Source organism: Klebsiella sp. CSG-1, assembly GCF_056521145.1.
This window is the reverse complement of the sequence record NZ_JBWNLD010000002.1, coordinates 26094-50208: the sequence shown is the minus strand read 5'-3', so window position 1 is coordinate 50208 and position 24115 is coordinate 26094. Positions and strand designations below refer to the sequence as shown.

The window sequence follows — 24115 nt, the reverse complement described above, 5'->3', positions numbered from 1 at the left end:
TATGCAGTAATTGAGATTCCCTCTTACAGCAAGTCCTCAAACTTGCGTACCGATGCGAAAAGGATTTAAAGAGGGCGAATGCGAGGTGCAAACCCCGTCGCCATGCTCTTTCTGTGCCCGTGCGCAATCGGTATCGGAGGGTGTCCCGTAGAGCCTGGGGAGGTTCACTGATATGTTGTACGATAAATCCCTTGAGAGGGATAACTGTGGTTTCGGCCTGATCGCCCACATAGAAGGCGAACCTAGCCACAAGGTAGTGCGTACCGCTATACACGCACTGGCCCGAATGCAGCACCGCGGCGCGATCCTTGCCGATGGTAAAACCGGCGACGGTTGTGGCTTGCTGCTGCAAAAACCTGACCGTTTCTTCCGTATCGTTGCGGAAGAGCGCGGCTGGCGTTTAGCCAAAAATTACGCCGTCGGGATGTTGTTCCTTAATAAAGATCCTGAACTGGCGGCTACGGCACGCCGCATCGTTGAAGAAGAACTACAACGTGAAACCCTGTCCATCGTCGGCTGGCGCGAAGTGCCGACCAACGAAGGGGTTCTCGGTGAAATCGCCCTCTCCTCGCTGCCCCGTATTGAACAAATTTTTGTTAACGCCCCGGCAGGCTGGCGCCCGCGCGATATGGAACGTCGTTTGTTCATCGCCCGTCGCCGCATTGAAAAGCGTCTGCAGGAAGATAAAGATTTCTACGTTTGCAGCCTGTCGAATCTGGTGAACATTTACAAAGGTCTGTGTATGCCGGCTGACCTGCCGCGCTTCTACCTGGACCTCGCGGACCTGCGTCTGGAGTCGGCAATCTGCCTGTTCCACCAGCGCTTCTCCACCAACACCGTACCGCGCTGGCCGCTGGCACAGCCGTTCCGCTACCTGGCGCACAACGGCGAAATCAACACTATCACCGGCAACCGCCAGTGGGCGCGCGCGCGTACCTACAAGTTCCAGACGCCATTAATTCCGGACCTGCACGATGCGGCACCGTTCGTGAACGAAACCGGCTCCGACTCCAGCTCCATGGATAACATGCTTGAGCTGCTGCTGGCCGGCGGGATGGATATCGTGCGCGCCATGCGTCTGCTCGTACCGCCAGCCTGGCAGAACAACCCGGATATGGATCCGGAGCTGCGCGCCTTCTTTGATTTTAACTCCATGCATATGGAGCCGTGGGATGGCCCGGCGGGCATCGTGATGTCCGACGGCCGCTATGCCGCCTGTAACCTCGATCGTAACGGCCTGCGCCCGGCGCGCTACGTCATCACCAAAGACAAGCTGATCACCTGCGCTTCAGAAGTCGGGATTTGGGATTACCAGCCTGACGAAGTCGTCGAAAAAGGCCGCGTTGGCCCGGGCGAACTGATGGTTATCGATACCCGCGGCGGACGTATTCTGCACTCTGCGGAAACCGATGATGACCTGAAAAGCCGCCACCCTTACAAAGAGTGGATGGAGAAAAACGTCCGTCGCCTGGTGCCGTTCGAAGATCTGCCTGACGAAGAGGTTGGCAGCCGTCAGCTGGATGATGACACCCTCGCCAGCTTCCAGAAACAGTTTAACTACAGCGCAGAAGAGCTGGACTCCGTCCTGCGCGTTCTGGGCGAAAACGGCCAGGAAGCGGTCGGTTCAATGGGCGATGATACCCCGTTTGCCGTGCTCTCCAGCCAGCCGCGTATCATTTACGACTACTTCCGTCAGCAGTTCGCGCAGGTTACCAACCCGCCGATCGACCCGCTGCGTGAAGCCCACGTGATGTCGCTGGCCACCAGCATCGGCCGTGAAATGAACGTCTTCTGCGAAGCGGAAGGCCAGGCGCACCGCCTGAGCTTCAAATCGCCGATCCTGCTGTACTCCGATTTCAAACAGCTCACCACCATGGAAGAGGAACACTATCGCGCCGATACGCTGGATATCACCTTTAACGCCGCGGAAACCTCGCTGGCCGACACGGTGAAGGCGCTGTGTGATAAAGCCGAACAGATGGTGCGTAACGGTACCGTTCTGCTGGTGCTCTCCGATCGTAATATCGCCAAAGATCGTCTGCCGGTTCCGGCGCCGATGGCGGTAGGCGCGATTCAAACCCGCCTGGTGGATAAGAGCCTGCGCTGCGATGCCAACATTATCGTTGAAACCGCCAGCGCCCGTGACCCGCACCACTTCGCGGTGCTGCTGGGCTTCGGCGCCACGGCTATCTATCCGTACCTGGCCTATGAAACGCTGGCGAAGCTGGTCGATAACAAGGCCATTGAGAAAGACTACCGTACAGTGATGCTGAACTACCGTAACGGCATCAACAAAGGCCTGTACAAGATCATGTCTAAGATGGGCATCTCGACCATCGCCTCCTACCGCTGCTCGAAGCTGTTCGAAGCGGTTGGCCTGCATCGTGAGGTTTCCGACCTGTGCTTCCTCGGCGTTGTCAGCCGCATCGGCGGCGCGGGCTTTGATGACTTCCAGCAGGATCTGCTGAATCTGTCTAAACGCGCCTGGCTGGTCCGTAAGCCGTTGGATCAGGGCGGTCTGCTGAAATATGTTCACGGCGGTGAATATCACGCCTACAACCCGGACGTAGTCCGCACGCTGCAGCAGGCGGTTCAGAGCGGTGAATACCACGACTATCAGCAATATGCGAACCTGGTAAATGAACGCCCGGCCGCAACGCTGCGCGATCTGCTGGCGCTGAATCCTGGCGATGACGCCATCAGCATCGACCACGTTGAATCGGCCAAAGAGCTGTTCAAACGCTTCGATACCGCCGCCATGTCTATCGGTGCGTTAAGCCCGGAAGCTCATGAATCGCTGGCGGAAGCGATGAACAGCATCGGCGGCTTCTCTAACTCCGGCGAAGGCGGCGAAGACCCGGCGCGCTATGGCACCAACAAAGTGTCGCGTATTAAACAGGTCGCTTCCGGTCGCTTCGGCGTCACTCCGGCTTACCTGGTCAACGCCGACGTTATCCAGATTAAAGTTGCTCAGGGCGCGAAGCCGGGCGAAGGCGGGCAGCTGCCGGGTGACAAAGTCACGCCGTACATTGCCAAACTGCGCTATTCGGTCCCGGGCGTGACCCTGATTTCACCGCCGCCGCACCACGATATTTACTCTATCGAGGATCTGGCGCAGCTGATTTTCGACCTGAAACAGGTCAACCCGAAAGCGATGATCTCCGTGAAGCTGGTTTCCGAACCGGGCGTCGGCACCATCGCCACCGGCGTGGCCAAAGCCTATGCCGATCTTATCACCATCGCCGGTTACGACGGTGGTACGGGGGCCAGCCCGCTCTCCTCCGTGAAATACGCCGGTTGTCCGTGGGAACTGGGTCTGGTGGAAACCCAACAGGCGCTGGTGGCTAACGGTCTGCGTCACAAGATCCGTCTGCAGGTGGATGGCGGCCTGAAAACCGGCCTCGACATCATCAAGGCGGCGATTCTTGGCGCAGAAAGCTTCGGCTTCGGCACGGGCCCGATGGTCGCGCTCGGCTGTAAATATCTGCGTATCTGCCACCTGAACAACTGCGCAACCGGTGTAGCCACTCAGGATGACAAACTGCGTAAGAACCACTATCACGGCCTGCCGTTCAAAGTGACCAACTACTTTGAATTCATCGCCCGCGAAACCCGCGAGCTGATGGCTGAGCTTGGCGTGAAGCGTCTGGTGGATCTGATTGGCCGTACCGACCTGCTGAAAGTGCTGGATGGCTTTACCGCGAAGCAGCAGAAGCTGGATCTGAGCAAACTGCTGGAAACCGCCGAGCCGCATCCGGGGAAAGCGCTGTACTGCACCGAAAGCAACCCGCCGTTTGATAACGGCGTGCTGAACGCGCAGCTGCTGCAGCAGGCAAAACCATTCGTGGACAGCAAGCAGAGCAAAACCTTCTGGTTCGATATCCGTAATACCGATCGTTCCGTTGGCGCGTCGTTGTCCGGCTATATCGCCCAGACCCACGGCGATCAGGGGCTGGCGGCAGACCCGATTACCGCGCACTTCAGCGGTACCGCAGGCCAGAGCTTCGGCGTGTGGAACGCCGGCGGCGTAGAACTGCATCTGACCGGTGACGCGAACGACTACGTGGGTAAAGGGATGGCAGGCGGTCTGCTGTCAATCCGTCCTCCGGTGGGCTCCGCCTTCCGCAGTCACGAAGCGAGCATCATCGGTAACACCTGTCTGTACGGCGCGACCGGCGGTCGTCTGTACGCAGCAGGCCGCGCAGGCGAACGTTTTGCGGTGCGTAACTCCGGTGCCATTACCGTGGTAGAAGGCATCGGTGATAACGGCTGCGAATACATGACCGGCGGCATCGTCTGCGTACTGGGTAAAACCGGCGTCAACTTTGGCGCAGGGATGACCGGCGGCTTTGCTTACGTCCTGGATGAAGACGGCGATTTCCGTAAACGTGTGAACCCGGAACTGGTGGAAGTGTTGGGCGTTGACTCTCTCGCTATCCATGAAGAGCACCTGCGTGGTCTGATTACCGAACACGTGCAGCTTACCGGTTCGTCTCGTGGCGAAGAGATCCTGGCCAACTGGCCGGCTTTTGCCGCGAAATTCGCGCTGGTTAAACCAAAGTCCAGCGATGTTAAAGCACTGTTGGGTCACCGTAGTCGTAGCGCAGCAGAGCTGCGTGTGCAGGCGCAGTAAGGAATTCAGATGAGCCAGAACGTATACCAGTTTATCGACTTACAGCGCGTTGATCCGCCAAAGAAACCGCTGAAGATCCGTAAAATTGAATTTGTAGAAATTTACGAGCCGTTTTCAGAAGGCCAGGCCAAAGCCCAGGCAGACCGCTGCCTGTCCTGCGGCAACCCGTACTGCGAATGGAAATGTCCGGTCCATAACTACATCCCGAACTGGCTGAAGCTGGCCAATGAGGGGCGTATTTTTGAAGCGGCAGAACTGTCGCATCAGACCAACACCCTGCCGGAAGTCTGCGGGCGCGTCTGCCCGCAGGACCGTCTGTGCGAAGGCTCCTGTACGCTGAACGACGAGTTCGGCGCGGTGACTATCGGCAACATCGAACGCTATATCAACGATAAAGCGTTCGAGATGGGCTGGCGCCCGGACCTCTCCGGCGTGAAACCAACCGGTAAAACGGTGGCGATCGTCGGTGCTGGTCCGGCAGGACTGGCCTGCGCAGACGTCCTGACCCGCAACGGCGTCAAAGCCGTGGTATTCGATCGCCATCCGGAAATCGGAGGCCTGCTGACCTTCGGTATCCCGGCGTTTAAGCTGGAAAAAGAGGTGATGACCCGCCGCCGTGAAATTTTCACCGGCATGGGGATTGAGTTCAAACTCAATATCGAAGTGGGCCGTGACGTTCAGCTTGACGATCTGCTGAAAGATTACGACGCCGTGTTCCTCGGCGTGGGGACCTATCAGTCCATGCGTGGCGGGCTGGAAAACGAAGACGCGAATGGTGTCTTTGATGCGCTGCCGTTCCTGATTGCCAACACCAAGCAGACCATGGGCTTTGGCGAAACGGCAAGCGAGCCTTACGTCAATATGGAAGGCAAACGCGTGGTGGTTCTCGGCGGTGGCGACACCGCGATGGACTGCGTGCGTACTTCCGTACGTCAGGGCGCGACTCACGTTATTTGCGCCTACCGTCGCGACGAAGAAAACATGCCGGGCTCCAAACGCGAAGTGAAAAACGCGCGTGAAGAGGGCGTCGAGTTCCAGTTCAACGTTCAGCCTCTGGGCGTAGAAGTGAATGCTAACGGCAAAGTGTGCGGCGTGAAAATGGCGCGTACCGAGATGGGCCAGCCGGATGCCAAGGGGCGTCGTCGTGCGGAGATCGTCGCAGGCTCCGAGCACGTGGTCCCGGCAGATGCGGTGGTGATGGCGTTTGGTTTCCGCCCGCACAGCATGGAGTGGCTGGCGAAGCACGACGTTGAGCTGGATTCTCAGGGCCGTATTATTGCGCCGGAAGGCCATGAAAACGCATTCCAGACCAGTAACCCGAAAATCTTTGCCGGCGGCGATATCGTGCGCGGTTCCGATCTGGTGGTGACGGCGATTGCCGAAGGTCGTAAAGCGGCTGACGGGATTCTGAACTACCTGGAAGTGTAATCAATAAACCCGGATAAACTGTCTGTCCGGGTCTCTGACAGAGCCCGCTGGCGCAAGCCCGCGGGCTTTTTTATCATGCCAGCAGAGCGGCTCGGACCTTAATGACCACTTTTTTAATCCCGGCGCTGTCCCCGACCTGGCAACCGGGTTTGTGTGGTTCATCGGGCATGAAAACCGCAAACATATCCGGATGCAATGTCAGTACCTGTTCCCCGCGTATCCGACGACAAAGCTGATAATCCTCGTCAGGATGCGCTTCTTCGCACTCACAGGCCGACCCCGCCACGCCATAAAAGATCCGTTCTTCCCCCGCCAGTAAAATCTGGATATCGATAAACTGGCTATGCAGTTCGGCTTTTTTCTCTTCCGGCACACCGCTATGAAACTGCATGACGTTCATCAATACATTGTCGCCCTGCAGCTCATAGCGCCCGGGGGCGATAGTGTGCAGATCGTGGGCCTGCGCCAGGGCGATAGCCCGGACCAGAACCGCCGGAAGACCGGCATGCGAAGGCTGCCGTAGATGACCCAGAATCATATCTTTCCTCCCTGTGCCCATAATGCCGCCCCTAACAGGCCCGCATCATGCCGATAGTAAGCTTCCCGCAGTGGAACATGATAGACCGCAGGTTCTTGTGACAAGTACTTCTCAACCCGCGGCAGGTAGCCGCCTGCAAGACCGATACTGCCGCCGATCACAACGCAGGCGCAGTCCGTAACGGCCTTCAGGTCAGCAATCAGTCGGGCCAGCGTACGTGCCGATCGCTGAATCAATATCTCCGCCTGCGGGTGTCCCTCGCTCGCCAGAGCAAATATCGCTTTTGCATCCAGCCCGCTGAGCTCACCGCCGGCCGCCGCCGCGATGCCGCGCCCGGAAGCGATAGCCTCGACACAGCCTTTCCGGCCGCAGCCGCAGAGTGGTCCATCAGGATCCGCCAGCGTATGGCCACAATGACCGGCCAGACCTCCGCGACCGGTCAGCAGCCTGCCCTGGCTGACGATCCCCCCGCCAACGCCGGTTGAAACGGTCAAAAAGAGCATCTCGCTGACTTTCTCCGGCAGCGCATGATATTCCGCCCATGCTGCGGCCTGAGCATCATTGAGGGCAATACCGGGCAACGCCGTGAGGTCGGATAAACACGCCTGCAGGGGAAAATGCGCCAGTCCTCCCAGATTTTCTGGATTGATGGCCGTCAGAATGCCGTCCCGAATGATGCCGGTGGAGGCGATAGCAAAACGATCCGCGCGCGCCGAGAGAGGGGCCACCAGCGCCGCCAGCGCGGCAGCTAATGCCGCCGGCGTCTGACTGGCTGGCGTGGGGACTTCACGTCGCTCCAGGAGGGTCAATCGGCTGTCTATCAGTGCGGCGGCTAGCTTGGTGCCGCCAATATCAATCGCCAGCGTCGTCATTGCACCGCCTTTTTCAGCGCCGTATTGTACCACTCGCAAATGTGTTCCAGCCGCGTAATGGCGGAGCCTACGGTCACCGCCCAGGCGCCGTGACGCATGGCCTCTGCCGCCTGCGCTGGCGTGTTGTAGCGCCCTTCGGCAATCACCCGACAGCCCGCTGCGTGTAGCGCCTGTACCAGCGCCAAATCAGGCTCTTCCGGCGTGTGCGCCGTGGTATACCCCGACAGGGTGGTGCCGATAATTTCCGTACCGAGCTGCTGACAGAACACCCCATCTGCCACGGATGAACAGTCGGCCATTGCCAGCTTGTGCTGCTGATGGATACGGGCCAGCAGGGCTTCCACCGCCACCGGGCGCGGCCGACGGGTACCATCGAAAGCAATAATATCCGCCCCCGCCTGCGCCAGAGCATCAACATCCTCTAAAAATGGGGTAATGCGTACCGGCGAATCATCGAGGTCACGTTTGAGAATACCGATAATGGGTACGGTCACCCTTGCGCGGGTCGCACGCAGATTCTCAACGCCTTCGATACGCAATGCCACCGCCCCGGCCTGTTCGGCCGCCAGCGCCATCGCCGCGACAATCGCCGGCGTATCCAGCGGGCTACCGGGGACCGGCTGACAGGAGACAATTAACCCGCCGCTGGCGTGGATGCGGTTATCCAGTTGTTCAAGCAAAGACATAATAACTCCCTGAGTATGCTCAATGCCCGGCCCGAGGGCCGGGCGCAGATTACCTGGTTTTCATTAATTCACTTTTACCGGCACCGAACGGCACTGCGCCGCTCAGGGGCCTGCCATCAATCGCATCGTGAGTTCGCACCGCTTCCGGGCGGATCCAGCGCTGAACACGCGAGGGCATATCCAGTCCGATAAGCAGGATCACCACAAAGGTCAGGCCGAAAGAGAGCGATCCCAGCGTCGTGCCCAGATCCATCCGCTGCGCGATCAGCGCACCGAGAATCGGCGCGATCGCCCCACCTAAGGCCCCGACGTTATAGGTAAAACCCAGGCCCGCAGCACGCTGATCGGTATCGAAATAGCCGCCGATCAATTTAGGCAAGATCCCGGAGATCCCCTGCCCAAGCATCTGCTGGAAGAACAGTAACAGTCCCAACACCCACACGTTGGTGCCGCCGATAGCAAAGACGGGAATAATCAACAGCTGGGAAGCCAGCAGGCTACAGACATAGGCTTTGCGCGTTCCCAGCCAGTCACCGAGAAAACCGCCGACGCAACAGCCGACCGCCGCACCAAAACCGCTGAAGAACAGCACCTTCGCCACGGTCGTATGATCGTAAGCGAGCTCCGTTTTAAGATAGGTGGGCAAAAGCGCCTGGATAGGCCATGAATAGAGAAAGGCGAACAGGACGACTACCATCAGCGTCACGCCCGTTGGCCAGCGTTTACCGCTGCTTTGCACCATAAAGCTGATAAAGATCGTGGTGCAGAGCAGCCCCAGTGCGACCACGATTCCGGCATTGTTGAGCTCGCCGGCGAAACAGAACCACAGCGCCGTCGCCGCCACAATGGTCAGGAAAATATTGATCGCCCGGTGTTTACCGCAGTAGAGGATATCCACCATGGTCCGCACCGGCGCCTTACCCTGATGCTTCTCTTTCCAGTCTTCGGCTTCCGGGATGTTTTTCCGCAGCCACAGCGCAAAAATAATCGGCACGATGCCAATGAAAAAGAGCGCACGCCATCCCCAGACCGGTACCACCAGGCTGTAGATTTGCGCGGCAATCACCGCCCCAACGGAAAAGCCGGAGATCAGAAAACCACTGGCCTTGTTACGCAGCTGCTTTGGCCAGCTTTCAATGACATAGGTCGCACTGGATCCATATTCCCCCGCCATCCCCATGCCAATCACCAGACGGGCGATAAACAGGGTGGTAAAACCAGTGGCAAAGCCGCAGGCCAGCGTGCCGACGGAAAAGAGAATAATACTGGTGACCATGGCCAGCCGCCGTCCGTAACGATCGCCCATTGCGCCCAGCATCAGGCCGCCAAACCAGCGAGAAATGAAGGCGGCTGAGATCAGACTCGCCGCCTCTACGGTTGTCAGACCAAAGTCAGCCTGGATTTCTGTCAACACCAGGGCAATCAGGACAAAATCAAAACCATCAAGCAAATATCCCAGCCAGGCGGCGGAGAAAGCCCGCCACTGCGCCCGGTTGAGATGGCGATACCACGGGATGTTCTCGGTCGTTGCGATCATTTTACTCTCCCGCGATGGGTCAGACCCACGCTTGGTTTGCCATACCAGATGTCGCTATCACCGCACCCGATATAGACCGTGTTGTGACCCGGACCGGGCGCATAGCGCCTCCATCCGGGAATATCCCCGCTCGCACAATGCGGCGGGGAAACCGCTAACCTCAAGCCAGCCGCGCTTTCTCCTGCTGCAGCTGTTGCGCCAGCGCTTTCAGCTCCGGCAAGAACTGCTCAGCAACCGGAGCGAACGGTTTGCGACATAGCGGTTCAGCGACCACATCCATGTAGTGCAGCACGGTTTTCAGCCCCCGGAATACGCCGGTTTTAATCAGCAGATCGATCGCCTTGTTGCATTCACACTGCAGCCTTTGCGCTTCCGCTATATCGCCCGCCCGCAGCGCTTTCACGATCCCCTGATAGCGCCAGCCCATAATGTTATAGGTGCTACCGATCCCGCCATCGGCGCCGGCCAGCAAGCCAGAAGCAAAAATCTCGTCATAGCCGTTGTAAAGCACCAGATCCGGATGCGCCCGGCGGATCTGCTCCATCTGGTAAAGATCGCCTGAGGTCTGCTTCAATGCCCCCACGCCCGGCAGCCTCACCAGCGTATTGATCTGATCCAGGGAGAGCTTCACGCCGCTCAGTGCCGGGATGTTGTAGACCACCATCGGTAAGCCATTGGCTGAATCAATAATGGCCTGGTAGTGGGCGCAGTGCTCTTCAAAGCTGAAGGGATAGTAGAACGGCGTGACGGCGGACACGGCATCATAGCCATAGCTCTCCGCAGCTTCAGCCAGTCGCTGGCTCTCCAGCGTGCTGACGCAGCCAACATGGGCAATCAGCGTCATTTTTCCCTTCGCTTCTTCCGCTACGATCTCCAGCACTTGCTGACGTTCTGCACTACTTTGCACAAAAGCTTCACCGGTCGAACCGCCAACGTACAACCCGTCGATTCCCTGACTCAAATTGAAACGTACCAGCCGGCGCAGACTCTCTTTATCCAGCTTTTGTTCCCCGTCAAACGGCGTAAGCAGCGCTGCCATGACTCCACGTAAATTAACCGCCATATCTCACCTCGTATGCTATTTGTTATGATTAACTGTGTACCTTTATACCTGTTATACCAGACGAATTGCGCGACGACCTCATAGGGAACGCTTATTATGCGATCGGCTTCACTAAACGAGGATCCAGACGATCGGTCTTGTTACTTACGTGATTGTTTTTTCTGGCCGAAGGCGTGCCAGGTGGCGGAAACGCTATTGAGGTGGGTCTGCAGGGCGCGATCGGCCTCATCAGGATCATGGCGGCGGATCGCATCAACGATGTCGATATGTTGTTGATAGCTTACGTTATTATGTTCGTGAAGCTCGTGCTCCGGGACGGTAGGGCGTGCGGCGATGAGCCAGTCCAGCAGGGCGACATGGATAGCCAGGAAGATAGGATTACCGGGAATTTCCGCCAGCACGCGGTGAAATTCAACGTCTGAACGGATAAACAGCGCGTTATCATCCAGCGACTGGCTGTTGATCTTCAGCGCCTGCTCCAGCTTTGCAACCTGCTCGTCGCTGGCGTGCTCCGCTGCATAGCGGACCAGGCTGGACTCGAAAAACAGACGCAGCTGTTCAAAATGCGCGATCCCACCGGGGTGAGAGAGAAAATCCTTCGCCATCCCCGAAAGTTCGCCAATGATGGTGTCGGCAGAAGGCCGGGAGACGCGGGCGCGTTCACCGTTGTTAATCTGCACCAGTCCTTTACGCTTTAACGCGGCCAGAGCTTCGCGCACAGAAGGTCGCCCGACGTTGAAAAAAGTCATCAGCTCACGTTCAGAAGGTAGCTGCTCGCCTTCGGCAAACTCACGGCGGCGAATCATATTCTCGAGCTCTTCTTCTACCATCTCCGACAGCTTTTTGCGCGCCAGAGGGCGGCGGTGCAGGCTGTTACCGATGGGGGTGGATGCTTCTTCTGTCTGAGGATCAAATGCGCTCATAGGGACCATGTGTGATGTGTGACAGCAAGTGACGACCGAACCATCTTAACACAAGAATGCCATGCTGGCGGCGTAGATAACAGAACAGGCCCCGAAGGGCCTGCAATATGAAATCCACGACCTGCTGGATTATTTCACGACGCGCAGCGCCGGACGCCCACCGCGCGGCGGCGGCGGCGTATCATCCGGGTCATCATCATGATGATCCGGCTTATCGCCGTCGATCACCGACATGACCGTCTCGCTTTCATTGCTTACCGATGCATCGTCATCATTCAGAGTGCTGACCTCTTCATCGTAAGCCGCTTCAGGCTCGAACATGGTACCCGCGCCGTTTTCACGAGCATAGATAGCCAGTACGGCAGCCATAGGCACGGAAACGTTACGCGGGACACCGCCGAAGCGCGCGTTGAAGCGTACTTCGTCATTAGCCAGTTCCAGATTACCCACGGCGCGCGGAGCAATATTCAGAACGATTTGCCCGTCGCGCGCATACTCCATCGGAACCTGTACGTTTGGCAGTGTCACATCCACAACCAGGTGTGGAGTCAGCTGGTTATCCAGCAGCCACTCATAGAACGCCCGCAGTAGGTACGGGCGACGCGGCGTTAGCTGCGATACATCCATCGGTTAGCCCCGACCGAGACGCATTTCACGCTCGGCTTCAGTTAAAGAAGCGAGGAAGGAATCACGTTCAAAGACGCGAGTCATATAGCCCTTGAGCTCTTTCGCGCCGGCACCAATAACTTCAACACCGAGAACCGGCAAACGCCACAGCAGCGGCGCCAGATAGCAATCAACCAGGCTGAACTCATCGCTCAGGAAGTAAGGTTTCTGAGTGAAGACAGGCGCGATCGCCTGCAGCTCTTCACGCAGCTGTTTACGTGCGGTATCCGCTTGCGCGGCGGTACCGGTCTGAATGGTGTTCATCAACGAATACCAGTCTTTCTCGATACGCTGCATGTACAGACGACTTTCTCCACGCGCTACCGGATAGACCGGCATTAACGGTGGATGCGGGAAACGCTCATCCAGATATTCCATAATGATGCGGGATTCCCACAGAGTGAGCTCACGATCCACCAGCGTAGGTACGCTTTGATTCGGGTTGAGGTCAATCAGATCCTGAGGTGGGTTGTCCTTCTCCACGTGCTCTATCTCAAAACTAACACCTTTTTCTGCCAGCACGATGCGGACTTGGTGGCTATAGATGTCAGTAGGACCAGAAAACAGCGTCATTACCGAACGTTTGTTGGCAGCGACAGCCATGAAAACCTCCAGGTATATTCAGAATTTTTGTACTGCTACCAGCCACGCGTGGCCAGCCAGATGTAAAAACCCCATTCGCGTGAAGCCATTATTGTTTATGCCTAAAAAACAAAAAATGAACAATCACCAGCATTTGGGCAGAAAATTGGATGATAGTTTACCAGATCTTGAAGGCATTGTGGTGAGGGGATTCTGGAAATGCTGAAAAAGTGGTAAGAACAGGCGATTTCCTTGTGGATAACCGCAGGTTTATGCATAAAAAAACCCGCCGAAGCGGGTTTTTTCGCAAATTGTTCTGCATAAGCAGAAAACAATTAACGTTTGGAGAACTGAGGACGACGACGTGCTTTACGCAGACCGACTTTCTTACGTTCAACCTGACGAGCATCACGGGTAACGAAGCCAGCTTTACGCAGTTCGCCACGCAGGGACTCATCATACTCCATCAGAGCGCGGGTGATACCGTGACGGATCGCACCAGCCTGACCAGAGATACCACCACCTTTAACGGTGATGTACAGATCCAGTTTCTCAACCATATCGACCAGTTCCAGCGGCTGACGAACTACCATGCGGGCAGTTTCACGACCGAAGTACTGTTCCAGAGAACGCTGGTTGATAACGATTTTGCCGCTGCCTGGTTTGATGAAAACGCGAGCTGCGGAACTTTTGCGGCGACCAGTGCCGTAATATTGATTTTCAGCCATTGCCTATAATCCCGATTAGATGTCAAGAACTTGCGGTTGCTGTGCCGCGTGGTTGTGCTCGTTACCCGCGTAAACTTTCAGTTTACGGTACATAGCACGACCCAGCGGGCCTTTTGGCAACATGCCTTTAACCGCGATTTCAATCACACGCTCAGGACGGCGAGCAATCATCTCTTCAAAGGTCGCTTCTTTGATACCACCGATGTGGCCGGTGTGATGGTAATACATTTTGTCTTCGCGCTTGTTGCCGGTTACAGCAACTTTTTCTGCGTTCAGAACGATGATGTAATCACCAGTATCGACGTGCGGAGTGTATTCCGCTTTGTGCTTACCGCGCAGGCGACGAGCCAGTTCAGAAGCCAGACGGCCCAGAGTTTTACCGGTCGCGTCAACAACATACCAGTCGCGCTTTACGGTTTCTGGTTTAGCTGTAAAAGTTTTCATTAAAAGCTTACCCAAATAATAAGTTACACGTTGGTGAACACCCAAACGTTTAGTCAGTTGAGGTTCACACGACATTGTCCAGCAAACCTACCCCTTCGAATAGCCTATGCCGGCACTATAGAAAGTTTTGGGAAAAAAACCTTCTTGTAACGTGGGGTCGCAAGATTATAGAGAAGTCGGGGCCAAAGATCGACCCCTTTATGTGATTTGCACCTGCTTTTTTCGGCGGCGCGTTGCCGTGCGATATCCTTGCGTCCTGGCAACAGGATGCGCGGGGGAAAGCCCGCCAGTTAAGGCATATGCGGGCGTTTCAAATACTCTTCGCTTTGCATTTCCTGCAGGCGCGATAAGCAGCGCTGAAACTCAAACTTCAGTCGCTCTCCCTGATAAATGTCATACAGCGGCACCGCGGCGCTGACAACCAGCTTAACGTGCCGCTCGTAGAACTCGTCCACCAGGGCGATAAACCGCCGGGCTTCGCTCTCCAGCTGCGTCGTCATCACCGGTACATCAAATAACATGACGGTATGGAACAGGCGCGAAAGCGCGATGTAATCGTGCTGGCTGCGCGCGTCCACGCACAATGTGGCAAACGAGGCCGCCAGCGTCTGGTTTTCGACGCCTAATGTCGGGAGCGGTCGATGGTTAATTTCCAGCGTCGGCGTCTGCTCGCGTTTCGCACCCGCTAATGCCAGCCATAGTTTATCCATCTGCTGCTGTGTCTGCGCATCGAGCGGCGACAGCCAAAGGTGGGCCTGCGTCAGCGTGCGCAGGCGGTAATCAATGCCCGCGTCCACATTCATAATGTCGCAATGCTGTTTAATCGCATCGATCGCGGGCAGGAAGCGGGCGCGCTGCAGGCCGTTGCGATAGAGCTCATCTGGCGGGATGTTCGAGGTGGCCACCAGCGTGATGCCACGTGCGAACAGGGCTTTCATCAGGCCGCCCAGCAGCATGGCGTCAGTAATATCGGAGACAAAAAACTCATCGAAACAGAGAACGTCGGTTTCCGCCTTGAAGCGGTCGGCGAGGATTTCCAGCGGGTCGCTGTGCCCCTGCAGGGCCACCAGCTCTTCATGGACGCGCAGCATGAAGCGATGGAAGTGCAGGCGCTGCTTACGATCGCCAGGCAGGCTATGATAAAAAAGGTCCATCAGCCAGGTTTTCCCTCGCCCGACGCCCCCCCACATATAGAGGCCACGTACGGCAGCCGTCTCGACGGCAGGTTCACGCTTACCCAGCAGCTTGCCGAATTTTGCCCGCAGGCCGCTGCTTTGCGGCGCCGGAACGGGTTTATTCTGCAGTTCATGATAGATAGTATCGAGGCGGCTTACCGCTTCTTGCTGGACGTCGTCAGGTTGATGGCTGCCCTCTTTGAGAGCTAAAAGGTAACGCGATGTTGGGGACAGGCTTTGCATGATCTAATTGTTATTCCTTGAAAACCGTAATGCTGAAGCTCACGATTGACGAAAAAAAGGCCGTTCTACACTACGCGATGATACGCCAGGATTCCACTTCTGTGGAATTAGCGGTTATAGTGGCACTATCGGGCGCAGGCGGAGAGCCTTACAGCCACCCTACGGAACCACAAAACAACGGGAGATGTACATGACCTGGGAATATGCGCTAATTGGGCTAGTTGTCGGTATCATCATCGGTGCCGTCGCCATGCGTTTTGGCAACCGCAAATTACGTCAACAACAGGCGCTGCAGTTCGAACTGGAAAAGAATAAAACAGAGCTTGAAGAGTATCGTGAAGAGCTGGTCAGTCATTTTGCCCGCAGCGCTGAACTGCTGGATAACATGGCCGATGATTATCGCCAGCTGTATCAGCACATGGCAAAAAGCTCCAGCAGTCTGCTGCCGGATACCATGGCGGACGCAAACCCGTTCCGCAATCGTCTGGCGGAATCAGAAGCCGGCAACGATCAGGCACCGGTCCAGATGCCGCGCGATTATTCTGAAGGCGCATCCGGCCTGCTGCGCGGTGGTGCAAAACGCGACTGATTTATCCCTGCCAGCAAAAATATTATCCGGGCGCACTCCCTGCGCCCGCCTCAACCCCACATCCCAGCTATTATTTAATCATTGACCGCATTGTTAGCCGGTTGAAAATTCAATAACATCAGGCCATTCGGGACGTTTTTCCATACACCTCAGGTTACGAGAGCCAGCAACTAATGAAGAAACAGACTTTGCTGTTGAGTGCGTTAGCGTTAAGCATCGGGTTATCGTTGTCGGTTTTACCTACGGCGACGGCATCGTTACCCACGCAGGTACCCGGTCAGGGGGCTTTGCCAAGCCTTGCGCCGATGCTGGAAAAAGTGCTGCCCGCGGTCGTGAGCGTCCAGGTTGAAGGGACCGCCGCCCCCACGCAAAACATGCCGGAAGAGTTGAAAAAGTTCTTTGGCGACAATGCGCCGCAGGAGCAGGCTCAGCCTTTTGAAGGCCTGGGCTCCGGGGTAATCATCGATGCCGCCAAAGGCTATGTATTAACTAATAATCACGTGATCAGCCAGGCACAGAAAATCAGTGTTCAGCTCAACGATGGGCGCGAATTTGATGCGAAGCTGGTCGGCAGCGACGATCAGAGCGATATCGCCCTGCTGCAATTACAAAACCCCAGCCATCTGACGCAAATCGCGATCGCCGATTCCGATAAACTTCGCGTTGGCGATTTCGCCGTGGCCGTCGGTAATCCATTTGGCCTCGGGCAGACCGCCACATCCGGCATTATTTCCGCACTCGGTCGCAGCGGTCTGAACCTTGAAGGGCTGGAGAACTTTATCCAGACCGATGCCTCTATTAACCGAGGTAATTCCGGCGGCGCGCTGCTGAACCTGAACGGCGAGTTGATTGGTATCAACACCGCGATTCTGGCGCCAGGCGGCGGCAGCGTCGGCATTGGCTTTGCCATTCCGAGTAATATGGCGCAAACCCTCGCTCAACAGCTGATCCAGTTTGGCGAAATCAAACGCGGCCTGCTGGGAATTAAGGGCATGGAAATGAGCGCGGATATTGCTAAAGCGATGAATATCGACGCTCAGCGCGGGGCCTTCGTCAGCGAAGTCTTACCGAATTCAGGTTCGGCGAAAGCCGGGATTAAGTCCGGCGACGTGATTGTCAGCATGAACGGTAAACCGCTGAGCAGCTTTGCCGAGCTGCGTTCGCGAATTGCCACGACCGAGCCGGGCACCAAAGTGAAGCTGGGCCTGCTGCGCGACGGGAAACCGCTGGATGTCGAAGTCACTCTGGATAAGAGCACCTCGTCTACCGCCAGCGCCGATCTCATCATCCCTGCGCTTCAGGGGGCATCGCTGAGCGACGGTCAGATGAAAGACGGCACTAAAGGCGTCGCCGTCGACAACGTCGATAAAGGAAGCCCGGCGGCGCAGGTTGGCCTGCACAAGGACGATATTATTATCGGCCTGAACCGCGAGCGCGTGCGCTCTATTGCCGAACTACGTAAAGTGCTGGAGAGCAAGCCGGCGGTCATCGCCCTGAACGTCATTCGCGGTAACGAAAGCATCTATCTGCTGCTGCGATAACACGCATTTCCGGACATCGCCCGCAGTGCGATGTCCGGATAACTCGTGTTATGCTGCGCATGTCCATCCATCAACGATACCGGTATCATGCCTGGAAAGTTTTTACGTTCTGTACTCATTGGTTTGATCGTCGGAGGCCTGCTTCTGGCCGTAATGCCTTCGCTGCGTCAATGGCATCTGTCGACAACAACCCAGTACGATAGCGCGGACGAGTCGCCCGCCAGCTATAATTCTGCCGTTCGCCGCGCTGCCCCTGCGGTGGTCAACGTCTATAATCGCGCGCTGAACGGTACCAGCCATAATCAGCTGACTCTGGGCTCCGGCGTTATCATGGACCAGCGTGGTTACATCCTGACCAACAAACACGTCATTAATGATGCGGATCAGATTATTGTCGCCCTGCAGGATGGTCGTGTTTTTGAAGCGTTACTGGTTGGCTCTGACACCCTGACTGACCTGGCGGTATTAAAAATTAACGCCAATGCCGGCCTGCCGGTCATCCCTATCAACCCGAAACGAGTGCCGCATATCGGCGATGTCGTCCTTGCGATTGGTAACCCTTACAACCTCGGTCAGACGATTACTCAAGGGATTATCAGCGCTACCGGTCGTATCGGCCTGAACCCTACCGGACGGCAAAATTTCCTGCAAACCGATGCATCAATCAACCACGGCAACTCCGGTGGCGCGCTGGTGAACTCGCTGGGCGAACTGATGGGTATCAACACGCTGTCATTTGATAAAAGTAATGATGGTGAAACGCCGGAAGGGATCGGCTTTGCGATTCCCTTCCAGCTGGCAACCAAGATCATGGATAAGCTGATCCGCGATGGCCGCGTGATCCGCGGTTATATCGGTATTAGCGGCCGCGAGATTGCGCCGCTGCATGCTCAGGGCGGCGGCATCGATCAGCTGCAGGGGATTGTGGTTAATGACGTTGCTCCGGATGGTCCGGCGGCTCAGGCCGGTATCCGCGCCAACGACGTGATCATTTCGGTGAATGACAAACCGGCGGTTTCCGCCCTCGAAACCATGGACCAGGTCGCGGAAATCCGCCCAGGCTCCGAAATTCCGGTGGTTATCATGCGCGATGACAAAAAAATCACTCTGCATATCGCCGTTCAGGAATATCCGGCGACCAACTGACCGACATAAAAAAACCGGAGCCGCGGCTCCGGTTTTTTTATCGCATCGCCATTTTATTTATTGACGAAATCTTCGCCCAGGGCGATATCTTTCTTCAGCGTATCGAGCATGCCTTCCAGCGCCTGTTGCTCAAAGGCGCTGAGCTTACCGAACGACTGACGCTCTTCGATGCCGTTTTTGCCCAGCAGTAACGGCTGTGAGAAGAAACGCGCGTACTGGCCATCGCCTTCAACATAAGCGCATTCGACCACGCCTTTCTCGCCCTGCATCGCACGCACTAAGGAAAGACCAAAGCGGGCGGCCGCTTGCCCCATAGAAAGCGTGGCAGAACCACCACCGGCTTTGGCTTCAACGACTTCGGTGCCGGCGTTCTGGATGCGTTTAGTCAGATCGGCAACTTCTTGCTCACTGAAGCTCTCGCCAGCAATCTGCGACAATAACGGCAGGATGGTCACGCCGGAGTGGCCGCCAATAACCGGCACTTCAACGTCGGATGCGGATTTACCTTTCAGCTCAGCCACAAAGGTATTTGAACGGATGATGTCCAGCGTGGTAACGCCAAACAGTTTGTTCTTATCGTACACGCCCGCTTTTTTCAGCACCTCTGCCGCAATAGCCACCGTCGTGTTCACCGGGTTAGTAATGATACCGATGCAGGCTTGCGGGCAGGTTTTCGCTATCTGCTGTACCAGGTTCTTCACGATACCAGCGTTAACGTTAAATAAATCGGAGCGATCCATGCCTGGCTTACGGGCTACGCCAGCGGAAATCAGCACCACATCAGCCCCAACAAGCGCCGGAGTTGCGTCTTCACCGGAGAAACCTTTGATTTTTACATCGGTAGGGATATGGCTAAGATCAACCGCCACGCCCGGCGTGACCGGAGCAATGTCGTACAACGAGAGTTCTGAACCTGAAGGCAGTTGGGTCTTAAGTAGTAGGGCAAGCGCCTGGCCGATTCCACCAGCGGCGCCGAGGACTGCAACTTTCATCCTAAACTCCTTATTATGGTTAATATAGTCTTTCGTTACTCCGTCGCCTGGACCTTAATTCACAAGATGAACAATTACAATAAGTATGGTTGAAGAATGCGTTCTGGTGCGCAGCGATGCATCCGCTTCGCATTTTCATCCCTGAGACTGACCATCCAGCAAAACGTAGTACCGGATCGACTGTTGGTTACAATACACCCAGCTCACTCGGCAAAACAACATCATTCTCATAACATTTAGTTTACTTTTACAGCGATTTACGCGCTGTGATGAAGGCATGTTCCTTAGCAGGGTTATTTGCTAAAATATGCCCCCTTCATAACATTATTTACTTTATCCCCCTGCGGATTATTTGCATAAAAATTCATTACTATGCATAATGATGTTGTTTTTACCACCATAATTTGGGTGACTTATGCGAAGTTCGGCAAAACAAGAAGAACTGGTTAAAGCGTTTAAACTGCTGCTTAAAGAAGAAAAGTTCAGCTCTCAAGGTGAAATCGTCCAGGCGCTGCAGGAAGAAGGTTTCGATAATATCAACCAATCGAAAGTCTCCCGCATGTTGACAAAATTTGGCGCGGTTCGTACCCGTAACGCCAAAATGGAGATGGTCTATTGCCTGCCTGCCGAGCTTGGCGTTCCGACGACCTCCAGCCCGCTGAAAAATCTCGTGTTGGATATCGACTATAACGATGCCGTCGTGGTTATCCATACCAGCCCGGGCGCAGCGCAGCTGATTGCTCGCCTGCTGGACTCTCTCGGCAAAGCGGAAGGGATTCTCGGCAGCATTGCCGGCGATGACACCATCTTTACGACCCCGGCCAGAGGCTTCACCGTCAAAGATCTGTACGACGCCATTCTCGTTCTGTTTGAACAGGAACTCTGAGAGCCTCCCCTCTGGTTCCCACCAGAGGGTCTTTTCAAAAATATTGCATTTCTTTAACATTTAGTGTGGTTTTCGGCCTCTATACATACTTTTACCGAATGAACTCGCCGGAAGCGCACAAAATATCAAAACACCCTATCTATATGATTTTAATCGCTATATCAAACCTGAATGGCGAGTAAATGACATTTCTAATTCTTATATGTTATAAAAACGACAATTCTTTGTAATTATTTACTCATACAACCATTAGCAGGGTATTAATATTTTTGGTGATTAGTGTATACTTGATTTTGTGATGAGGGTCACGAAACGAAGAGCCCTCAATAATAAGATTCGACGAGGTGAACATCATGAAAATCAAAACAACTGTCGCTGCACTAAGCATCCTGTCTGTTCTGTCATTTGGCGCTTTCGCCGCTGACTCTATCAACAGCGATCAGGCACAAGGCCGTCAGTCAATCGGTACCATTTCCGTCGGCGCGGTGAGTTCTTCCCCGATGGATATGCATGAAATGCTGAACAAAAAAGCTCAGGAAGAAGGTGCATCTTCTTATCGCATCATCGAAGCCCGTACCGGTGACCACTGGCACGCTACGGCAGAGCTTTATAAATAAGACGTAATGATTGTCGGTTACGAACTCAATACGAATAATTTCCAGCGGCCCAGGCCCATATAAAGCCTCCCGCCGCTGCAACAAATGGTTGGAGTAAAGATTATGAAACGTTCAATGATCATCGCATCCCTGGGCCTGGCTTCCGTTCTCTCCTTCGGCGCGAGTGCCGCCGTACATCAGGTCAACGCGGAACAAGCTCAAAACCTGCAGTCGATGGGCACCATCTCTGTTTCTCAGGTAGGCAGCGCCCCGATGGATATGCGCCATGAACTGGCGGCTAAAGCCGAAAAAGAAGGCGCCAGCAGCTACCGTATTATTGAAGCCCGTACCGGCGATAGCTGGCACGCTACAGCTGAGTTGTACAAATAAACCCTCGTCGTCTTGTCCGACGACTTGCCCCCGCCCGTCGGGGGCTTTTTTATGCCTGCCTGGCGTTAAACCGTAGCTCCCCTTCCAGCTCTTCTTCCGCTTCATCAAACAGCAATATCAAGGCGCCAAAGCGCCGACGCTGCTTATCGCTTAAGTGAATAAACTCAATCTCCAGCGGCAGCGGCAGCAGACCGCCGGTTACGGCTTCCCACAGTGAGTCCAGATTGTTCACCTGCTCGCGGTTGAGCGAGAAGCTCTGTGAAAACTCACGATAGAAATCCTGCTGATCGGCTATATCATCAAAATCAAATGTATAGATAGTCATCGCCCACACCCTGTCAACATCGCGCTATTGCCACCCGCCAATACTGCCCATACTTGCACGCGCCGGGGTTCTTTCCCTGCTTCCCTGAACGAAACGCGAATATCCCCGACGATTAAGTATAGTGATAAAAAAACCGACGCTTCAGCGTCGGTTTCAGGGAGTTAGTGATTGGTGAAGGCGTACTGGTATTTTCGCAACATCTCCACCAGCCGCCGGACCGGTTCGGTCACCTGCGGCGATGCCTCCCAGGCCTGCAGTTTTTCCTGATAAACGTCCAGCTCTTCAAGCAGACGGGCGAAATAGCGACGCCGCTTATCATCGTTGCTGGCGGATATCATATGGTCCGCGGTGCGTCGCAGCTGGCGATGGAATGCCGAGAGATCTTCGTTGACCGGTACCGGAGCGTCCCGCAAACGTTGATGGGCAATAATCAGCGTCAATGCGAGGCGGAAACGGGCAATGTCATCGGGAAACTTATTCAACAGTAAGAACAGCTGCTGATAAAGCGCGGGAAGATGGTTCTCTTTGCGACGAGCGGTGTTGGTGGTCAGCGATGAGACCGCCGCCGAAACAAACTGATTCAGCAGCACGCGCCCGGTACGCTCCCGAGAGTTATCCCGCACCAGCAGAATCACCATCAGCGCCAGGAAACAGCCGACGATTTGTCCCAGCGCACTATCGAGAAACTGGCTGAACTGAAACTGCATTGGGTTGTCCAGCACCAGAATATTGATGGTGCCTGCCAACGCCCCCATCGATCCCAGCCGGCGCTTCTGGACTTCAATCCCAATGAAGAATGCCATCACCGCCAGGCTGATGCACAGCAACAGCATGCTTTGCTGCGTCGCGGGCATAATCACGAGGAAAAACAGCGCCCCCAGCGGCAGGGCTACCAGCATCCCGTAGAGGAAATCGAGCGCCACCATCCGCGGGTTCGGTAGGCGCATCGCCAGCGCGGTCACCACGGCGATCATCACCATCGCCCCGCTGCCGGAGGTCCAGCCGGTCCACAGCCAGAACAACGTACCGAGGATGCAGGAGATGGAGGTGCGCCAGAAGTTGACCATCGCATGATGACGCTCGGCGGACCCCGCTTTGATCACCACTTCATCCTGCAGCACTTCATCTTCAATCCGGCTGATTTTGGTATTGCCGACCACGCCGCGTTTCAACAGCAGATAGCGCGTCGCCGCCCCCACCCAGCTGTAGATCGTCACCGGCGTGTTGTGCTCCCCTTTCCAGGTCAGAAAGCGGCGCATTCTCTTCAGCTGTCGGTGGACGTCCTGTACGGTGTCAACCGGCTCGGCAAACAGCTCGCGATAATCATCGGTCACCATTTCCGGGCGTGAATTCTGGATTAAATAGGTTTCACAGGCCTGAGTAATCAGCGTCAGGGAGATGGTGTTAATGGCCTTCAGGCGGCGGTTAACCTTTGCCCACCGCGACGACTCCATAATCAGGTTGCCGCGCATGCCTTCCAGGGCGTTAGTCCGGCGTACCAGCGCCCCCCATGCTTTGTCGACCACCTCGCTGTCGCCATGCGCCACACAAAGTTGCATCAGGCGGTACTGTTCTACCAGCAGGTTATCCAGCTCAAGATCGATCTCTTTCTTAATCGAGCGCGGGGAAAATAGCAGATCCGCCATGATGGCGCTGACAATCCCCACCACAATCTCGCTGCAACGCTCAACGGCAAACTGCGGCGCCAGCATCGGATCGGTATGAATGGTGATAATAATGATCAGCGCCGTATAGCCTGCCAGCCCCCACGCGTAGGAGTTTTCGACGCGAACCAGCGAGGAGATCCAGGTGCAGAAACCCGCCCACAGACAGCACACCAGCATCATCAGCAGCGGCGCGCGAATCATCAGAATGATTATCGCCAGCGCGGCAATACAGCCGATAAACGTCCCGACGATACGCAGCATCCCGCGATAGCGGATGGCGCCAGAATAGGGTTCTCCCCCGGCGGCGAATGCCGGACCGGCGGCAACAATAGCCGCCGTCAGCACCGCCCAGCGCGGGGTTTCCAGTTGAAAGTGGAAGCCGACGAATAACGCCAGCACCACCGCACACGCTAATTTAATGGCGAAGCGGAGGTGCCGGGGAGCAATGGTGAAGATCCCCATGGC

General features: G+C 55.8%; 22 protein-coding genes. 8 read left to right on the top strand and 14 right to left on the bottom strand.

Features of this window, described 5'->3' with window-relative positions:
- Positions 1 to 172: 172 nt before the first annotated feature.
- Positions 173 to 4633 (top strand): glutamate synthase large subunit, encoded by a 4461-nt coding sequence (gene gltB, locus AC007G_RS04720; RefSeq protein WP_049266964.1) that lies wholly within the window; start codon positions 173 to 175, stop codon positions 4631 to 4633.
- 9 nt (positions 4634 to 4642) lie between these two features.
- Positions 4643 to 6061: a glutamate synthase small subunit gene (locus tag AC007G_RS04715; protein ID WP_032697430.1), complete on the top strand. Its 1419-nt coding sequence runs from the start codon at positions 4643 to 4645 to the stop codon at positions 6059 to 6061.
- A gap of 73 nt (positions 6062 to 6134) precedes the next feature.
- Here the strand turns inward: AC007G_RS04715 and nanQ are convergent, their stop codons facing one another.
- The 11 genes from nanQ to zapE all read right to left on the bottom strand — a co-directional run bounded on the left by nanQ (position 6135) and on the right by zapE (position 15518).
- A complete protein-coding gene (gene nanQ / locus AC007G_RS04710; protein WP_032690556.1) occupies positions 6135 to 6599 on the bottom strand; it encodes an N-acetylneuraminate anomerase in 465 nt (154 codons plus the stop codon).
- Entirely contained in the window at positions 6596 to 7471 is an 876-nt protein-coding gene (gene nanK / locus AC007G_RS04705) for an N-acetylmannosamine kinase (protein ID WP_099001529.1), read from the bottom strand. Before nanK ends, nanQ begins: the two co-directional genes overlap by 4 nt.
- A complete protein-coding gene (locus tag AC007G_RS04700; protein ID WP_032690554.1) occupies positions 7468 to 8157 on the bottom strand; it encodes an N-acetylmannosamine-6-phosphate 2-epimerase in 690 nt (229 codons plus the stop codon). The genes nanK and AC007G_RS04700 overlap by 4 nt, the downstream gene beginning before the upstream one ends.
- 49 nt (positions 8158 to 8206) lie before the next feature.
- A complete protein-coding gene (locus tag AC007G_RS04695) occupies positions 8207 to 9694 on the bottom strand; it encodes an MFS transporter (RefSeq protein ID WP_032698721.1) in 1488 nt (495 codons plus the stop codon).
- A 160-nt stretch (positions 9695 to 9854) separates the two neighbouring features.
- Positions 9855 to 10757, bottom strand: a complete 903-nt coding sequence (gene nanA / locus AC007G_RS04690) for an N-acetylneuraminate lyase (protein WP_032690552.1) — start codon at positions 10755 to 10757, stop codon at positions 9855 to 9857.
- A gap of 140 nt (positions 10758 to 10897) precedes the next feature.
- On the bottom strand, positions 10898 to 11689 hold the full coding sequence (gene nanR, locus AC007G_RS04685) for a transcriptional regulator NanR (protein ID WP_015585646.1): 792 nt from the start codon (positions 11687 to 11689) through the stop codon (positions 10898 to 10900).
- A gap of 120 nt (positions 11690 to 11809) precedes the next feature.
- The gene (gene sspB, locus AC007G_RS04680) at positions 11810 to 12307 is read right to left on the bottom strand and encodes a ClpXP protease specificity-enhancing factor (RefSeq protein WP_032690551.1); all 498 of its coding nucleotides are present in this window, start codon (positions 12305 to 12307) and stop codon (positions 11810 to 11812) included.
- Between the two features lie 3 nt (positions 12308 to 12310).
- Positions 12311 to 12949 carry a stringent starvation protein SspA gene (gene sspA / locus AC007G_RS04675; RefSeq protein WP_004868218.1) on the bottom strand — a complete coding sequence of 213 codons (639 nt, stop codon included), beginning with the start codon at positions 12947 to 12949 and terminating at the stop codon, positions 12311 to 12313.
- A 314-nt stretch (positions 12950 to 13263) separates the two neighbouring features.
- Positions 13264 to 13656, bottom strand: coding sequence for a 30S ribosomal protein S9 (gene rpsI, locus AC007G_RS04670; RefSeq protein WP_003025138.1), 393 nt, complete (start codon positions 13654 to 13656; stop codon positions 13264 to 13266).
- A gap of 15 nt (positions 13657 to 13671) precedes the next feature.
- Positions 13672 to 14100 (bottom strand): 50S ribosomal protein L13, encoded by a 429-nt coding sequence (gene rplM / locus AC007G_RS04665; RefSeq protein ID WP_004868222.1) that lies wholly within the window; start codon positions 14098 to 14100, stop codon positions 13672 to 13674.
- 290 nt (positions 14101 to 14390) lie between these two features.
- Positions 14391 to 15518 carry a cell division protein ZapE gene (gene zapE / locus AC007G_RS04660; RefSeq protein ID WP_032690550.1) on the bottom strand — a complete coding sequence of 376 codons (1128 nt, stop codon included), beginning with the start codon at positions 15516 to 15518 and terminating at the stop codon, positions 14391 to 14393.
- Positions 15519 to 15708: 190 nt separating this feature from the next.
- Here zapE and zapG point away from each other — a divergent pair, with 190 nt between their 5' ends.
- The 3 genes from zapG (at position 15709) to degS (ending at position 18794) form a co-directional block, all read left to right on the top strand.
- Positions 15709 to 16107, top strand: coding sequence for a Z-ring associated protein ZapG (gene zapG, locus AC007G_RS04655; protein ID WP_004868227.1), 399 nt, complete (start codon positions 15709 to 15711; stop codon positions 16105 to 16107).
- A 173-nt stretch (positions 16108 to 16280) separates the two neighbouring features.
- Positions 16281 to 17648 carry a serine endoprotease DegQ gene (gene degQ, locus AC007G_RS04650; protein WP_032690549.1) on the top strand — a complete coding sequence of 456 codons (1368 nt, stop codon included), beginning with the start codon at positions 16281 to 16283 and terminating at the stop codon, positions 17646 to 17648.
- Positions 17649 to 17735: 87 nt separating this feature from the next.
- A complete protein-coding gene (gene degS / locus AC007G_RS04645; RefSeq protein ID WP_032690699.1) occupies positions 17736 to 18794 on the top strand; it encodes an outer membrane-stress sensor serine endopeptidase DegS in 1059 nt (352 codons plus the stop codon).
- Positions 18795 to 18847: 53 nt separating this feature from the next.
- Here the strand turns inward: degS and mdh are convergent, their stop codons facing one another.
- On the bottom strand, positions 18848 to 19786 hold the full coding sequence (mdh, locus tag AC007G_RS04640) for a malate dehydrogenase (protein ID WP_099001528.1): 939 nt from the start codon (positions 19784 to 19786) through the stop codon (positions 18848 to 18850).
- Between the two features lie 415 nt (positions 19787 to 20201).
- On the opposite strand from mdh, the gene argR reads away from it, so the two are divergent.
- The 3 genes from argR to yhcN-B all read left to right on the top strand — a co-directional run bounded on the left by argR (position 20202) and on the right by yhcN-B (position 21658).
- Positions 20202 to 20672, top strand: coding sequence for a transcriptional regulator ArgR (gene argR / locus AC007G_RS04635; RefSeq protein ID WP_004868245.1), 471 nt, complete (start codon positions 20202 to 20204; stop codon positions 20670 to 20672).
- Positions 20673 to 21025: 353 nt separating this feature from the next.
- Positions 21026 to 21289 carry a peroxide/acid stress response protein YhcN gene (yhcN, locus tag AC007G_RS04630; RefSeq protein WP_004868247.1) on the top strand — a complete coding sequence of 88 codons (264 nt, stop codon included), beginning with the start codon at positions 21026 to 21028 and terminating at the stop codon, positions 21287 to 21289.
- A 102-nt stretch (positions 21290 to 21391) separates the two neighbouring features.
- A complete protein-coding gene (gene yhcN-B / locus AC007G_RS04625) occupies positions 21392 to 21658 on the top strand; it encodes a DUF1471 family stress response protein YhcN-B (RefSeq protein ID WP_004868249.1) in 267 nt (88 codons plus the stop codon).
- A gap of 49 nt (positions 21659 to 21707) precedes the next feature.
- Here the strand turns inward: yhcN-B and AC007G_RS04620 are convergent, their stop codons facing one another.
- Together AC007G_RS04620 and aaeB are read right to left on the bottom strand one after the other, a co-directional pair.
- A complete protein-coding gene (locus tag AC007G_RS04620) occupies positions 21708 to 21983 on the bottom strand; it encodes a barstar family protein (RefSeq protein WP_032690548.1) in 276 nt (91 codons plus the stop codon).
- 161 nt (positions 21984 to 22144) lie between these two features.
- Positions 22145 to 24112 (bottom strand): p-hydroxybenzoic acid efflux pump subunit AaeB, encoded by a 1968-nt coding sequence (gene aaeB, locus AC007G_RS04615; RefSeq protein WP_032690547.1) that lies wholly within the window; start codon positions 24110 to 24112, stop codon positions 22145 to 22147.
- Between the last annotated feature and the right edge of the window lie 3 nt (positions 24113 to 24115).

What these genes read in the sequence shown, in the direction of transcription:
- gltB (WP_049266964.1), top strand. Translation starts at nt 173, where the DNA reads ATGTTGTACGATAAATCCCTTGAGAGGGATAACTGTGGTTTCGGCCTG.
- AC007G_RS04715 (WP_032697430.1), top strand. Translation starts at nt 4,643, where the DNA reads ATGAGCCAGAACGTATACCAGTTTATCGACTTACAGCGCGTTGATCCG.
- nanQ (WP_032690556.1), bottom strand. Translation starts at nt 6,599, where the DNA reads ATGATTCTGGGTCATCTACGGCAGCCTTCGCATGCCGGTCTTCCGGCG.
- nanK (WP_099001529.1), bottom strand. Translation starts at nt 7,471, where the DNA reads ATGACGACGCTGGCGATTGATATTGGCGGCACCAAGCTAGCCGCCGCA.
- AC007G_RS04700 (WP_032690554.1), bottom strand. Translation starts at nt 8,157, where the DNA reads ATGTCTTTGCTTGAACAACTGGATAACCGCATCCACGCCAGCGGCGGG.
- AC007G_RS04695 (WP_032698721.1), bottom strand. Translation starts at nt 9,694, where the DNA reads ATGATCGCAACGACCGAGAACATCCCGTGGTATCGCCATCTCAACCGG.
- nanA (WP_032690552.1), bottom strand. Translation starts at nt 10,757, where the DNA reads ATGGCGGTTAATTTACGTGGAGTCATGGCAGCGCTGCTTACGCCGTTT.
- nanR (WP_015585646.1), bottom strand. Translation starts at nt 11,689, where the DNA reads ATGGTCCCTATGAGCGCATTTGATCCTCAGACAGAAGAAGCATCCACC.
- sspB (WP_032690551.1), bottom strand. Translation starts at nt 12,307, where the DNA reads ATGGATGTATCGCAGCTAACGCCGCGTCGCCCGTACCTACTGCGGGCG.
- sspA (WP_004868218.1), bottom strand. Translation starts at nt 12,949, where the DNA reads ATGGCTGTCGCTGCCAACAAACGTTCGGTAATGACGCTGTTTTCTGGT.
- rpsI (WP_003025138.1), bottom strand. Translation starts at nt 13,656, where the DNA reads ATGGCTGAAAATCAATATTACGGCACTGGTCGCCGCAAAAGTTCCGCA.
- rplM (WP_004868222.1), bottom strand. Translation starts at nt 14,100, where the DNA reads ATGAAAACTTTTACAGCTAAACCAGAAACCGTAAAGCGCGACTGGTAT.
- zapE (WP_032690550.1), bottom strand. Translation starts at nt 15,518, where the DNA reads ATGCAAAGCCTGTCCCCAACATCGCGTTACCTTTTAGCTCTCAAAGAG.
- zapG (WP_004868227.1), top strand. Translation starts at nt 15,709, where the DNA reads ATGACCTGGGAATATGCGCTAATTGGGCTAGTTGTCGGTATCATCATC.
- degQ (WP_032690549.1), top strand. Translation starts at nt 16,281, where the DNA reads ATGAAGAAACAGACTTTGCTGTTGAGTGCGTTAGCGTTAAGCATCGGG.
- degS (WP_032690699.1), top strand. Translation starts at nt 17,736, where the DNA reads ATGCCTGGAAAGTTTTTACGTTCTGTACTCATTGGTTTGATCGTCGGA.
- mdh (WP_099001528.1), bottom strand. Translation starts at nt 19,786, where the DNA reads ATGAAAGTTGCAGTCCTCGGCGCCGCTGGTGGAATCGGCCAGGCGCTT.
- argR (WP_004868245.1), top strand. Translation starts at nt 20,202, where the DNA reads ATGCGAAGTTCGGCAAAACAAGAAGAACTGGTTAAAGCGTTTAAACTG.
- yhcN (WP_004868247.1), top strand. Translation starts at nt 21,026, where the DNA reads ATGAAAATCAAAACAACTGTCGCTGCACTAAGCATCCTGTCTGTTCTG.
- yhcN-B (WP_004868249.1), top strand. Translation starts at nt 21,392, where the DNA reads ATGAAACGTTCAATGATCATCGCATCCCTGGGCCTGGCTTCCGTTCTC.
- AC007G_RS04620 (WP_032690548.1), bottom strand. Translation starts at nt 21,983, where the DNA reads ATGACTATCTATACATTTGATTTTGATGATATAGCCGATCAGCAGGAT.
- aaeB (WP_032690547.1), bottom strand. Translation starts at nt 24,112, where the DNA reads ATGGGGATCTTCACCATTGCTCCCCGGCACCTCCGCTTCGCCATTAAA.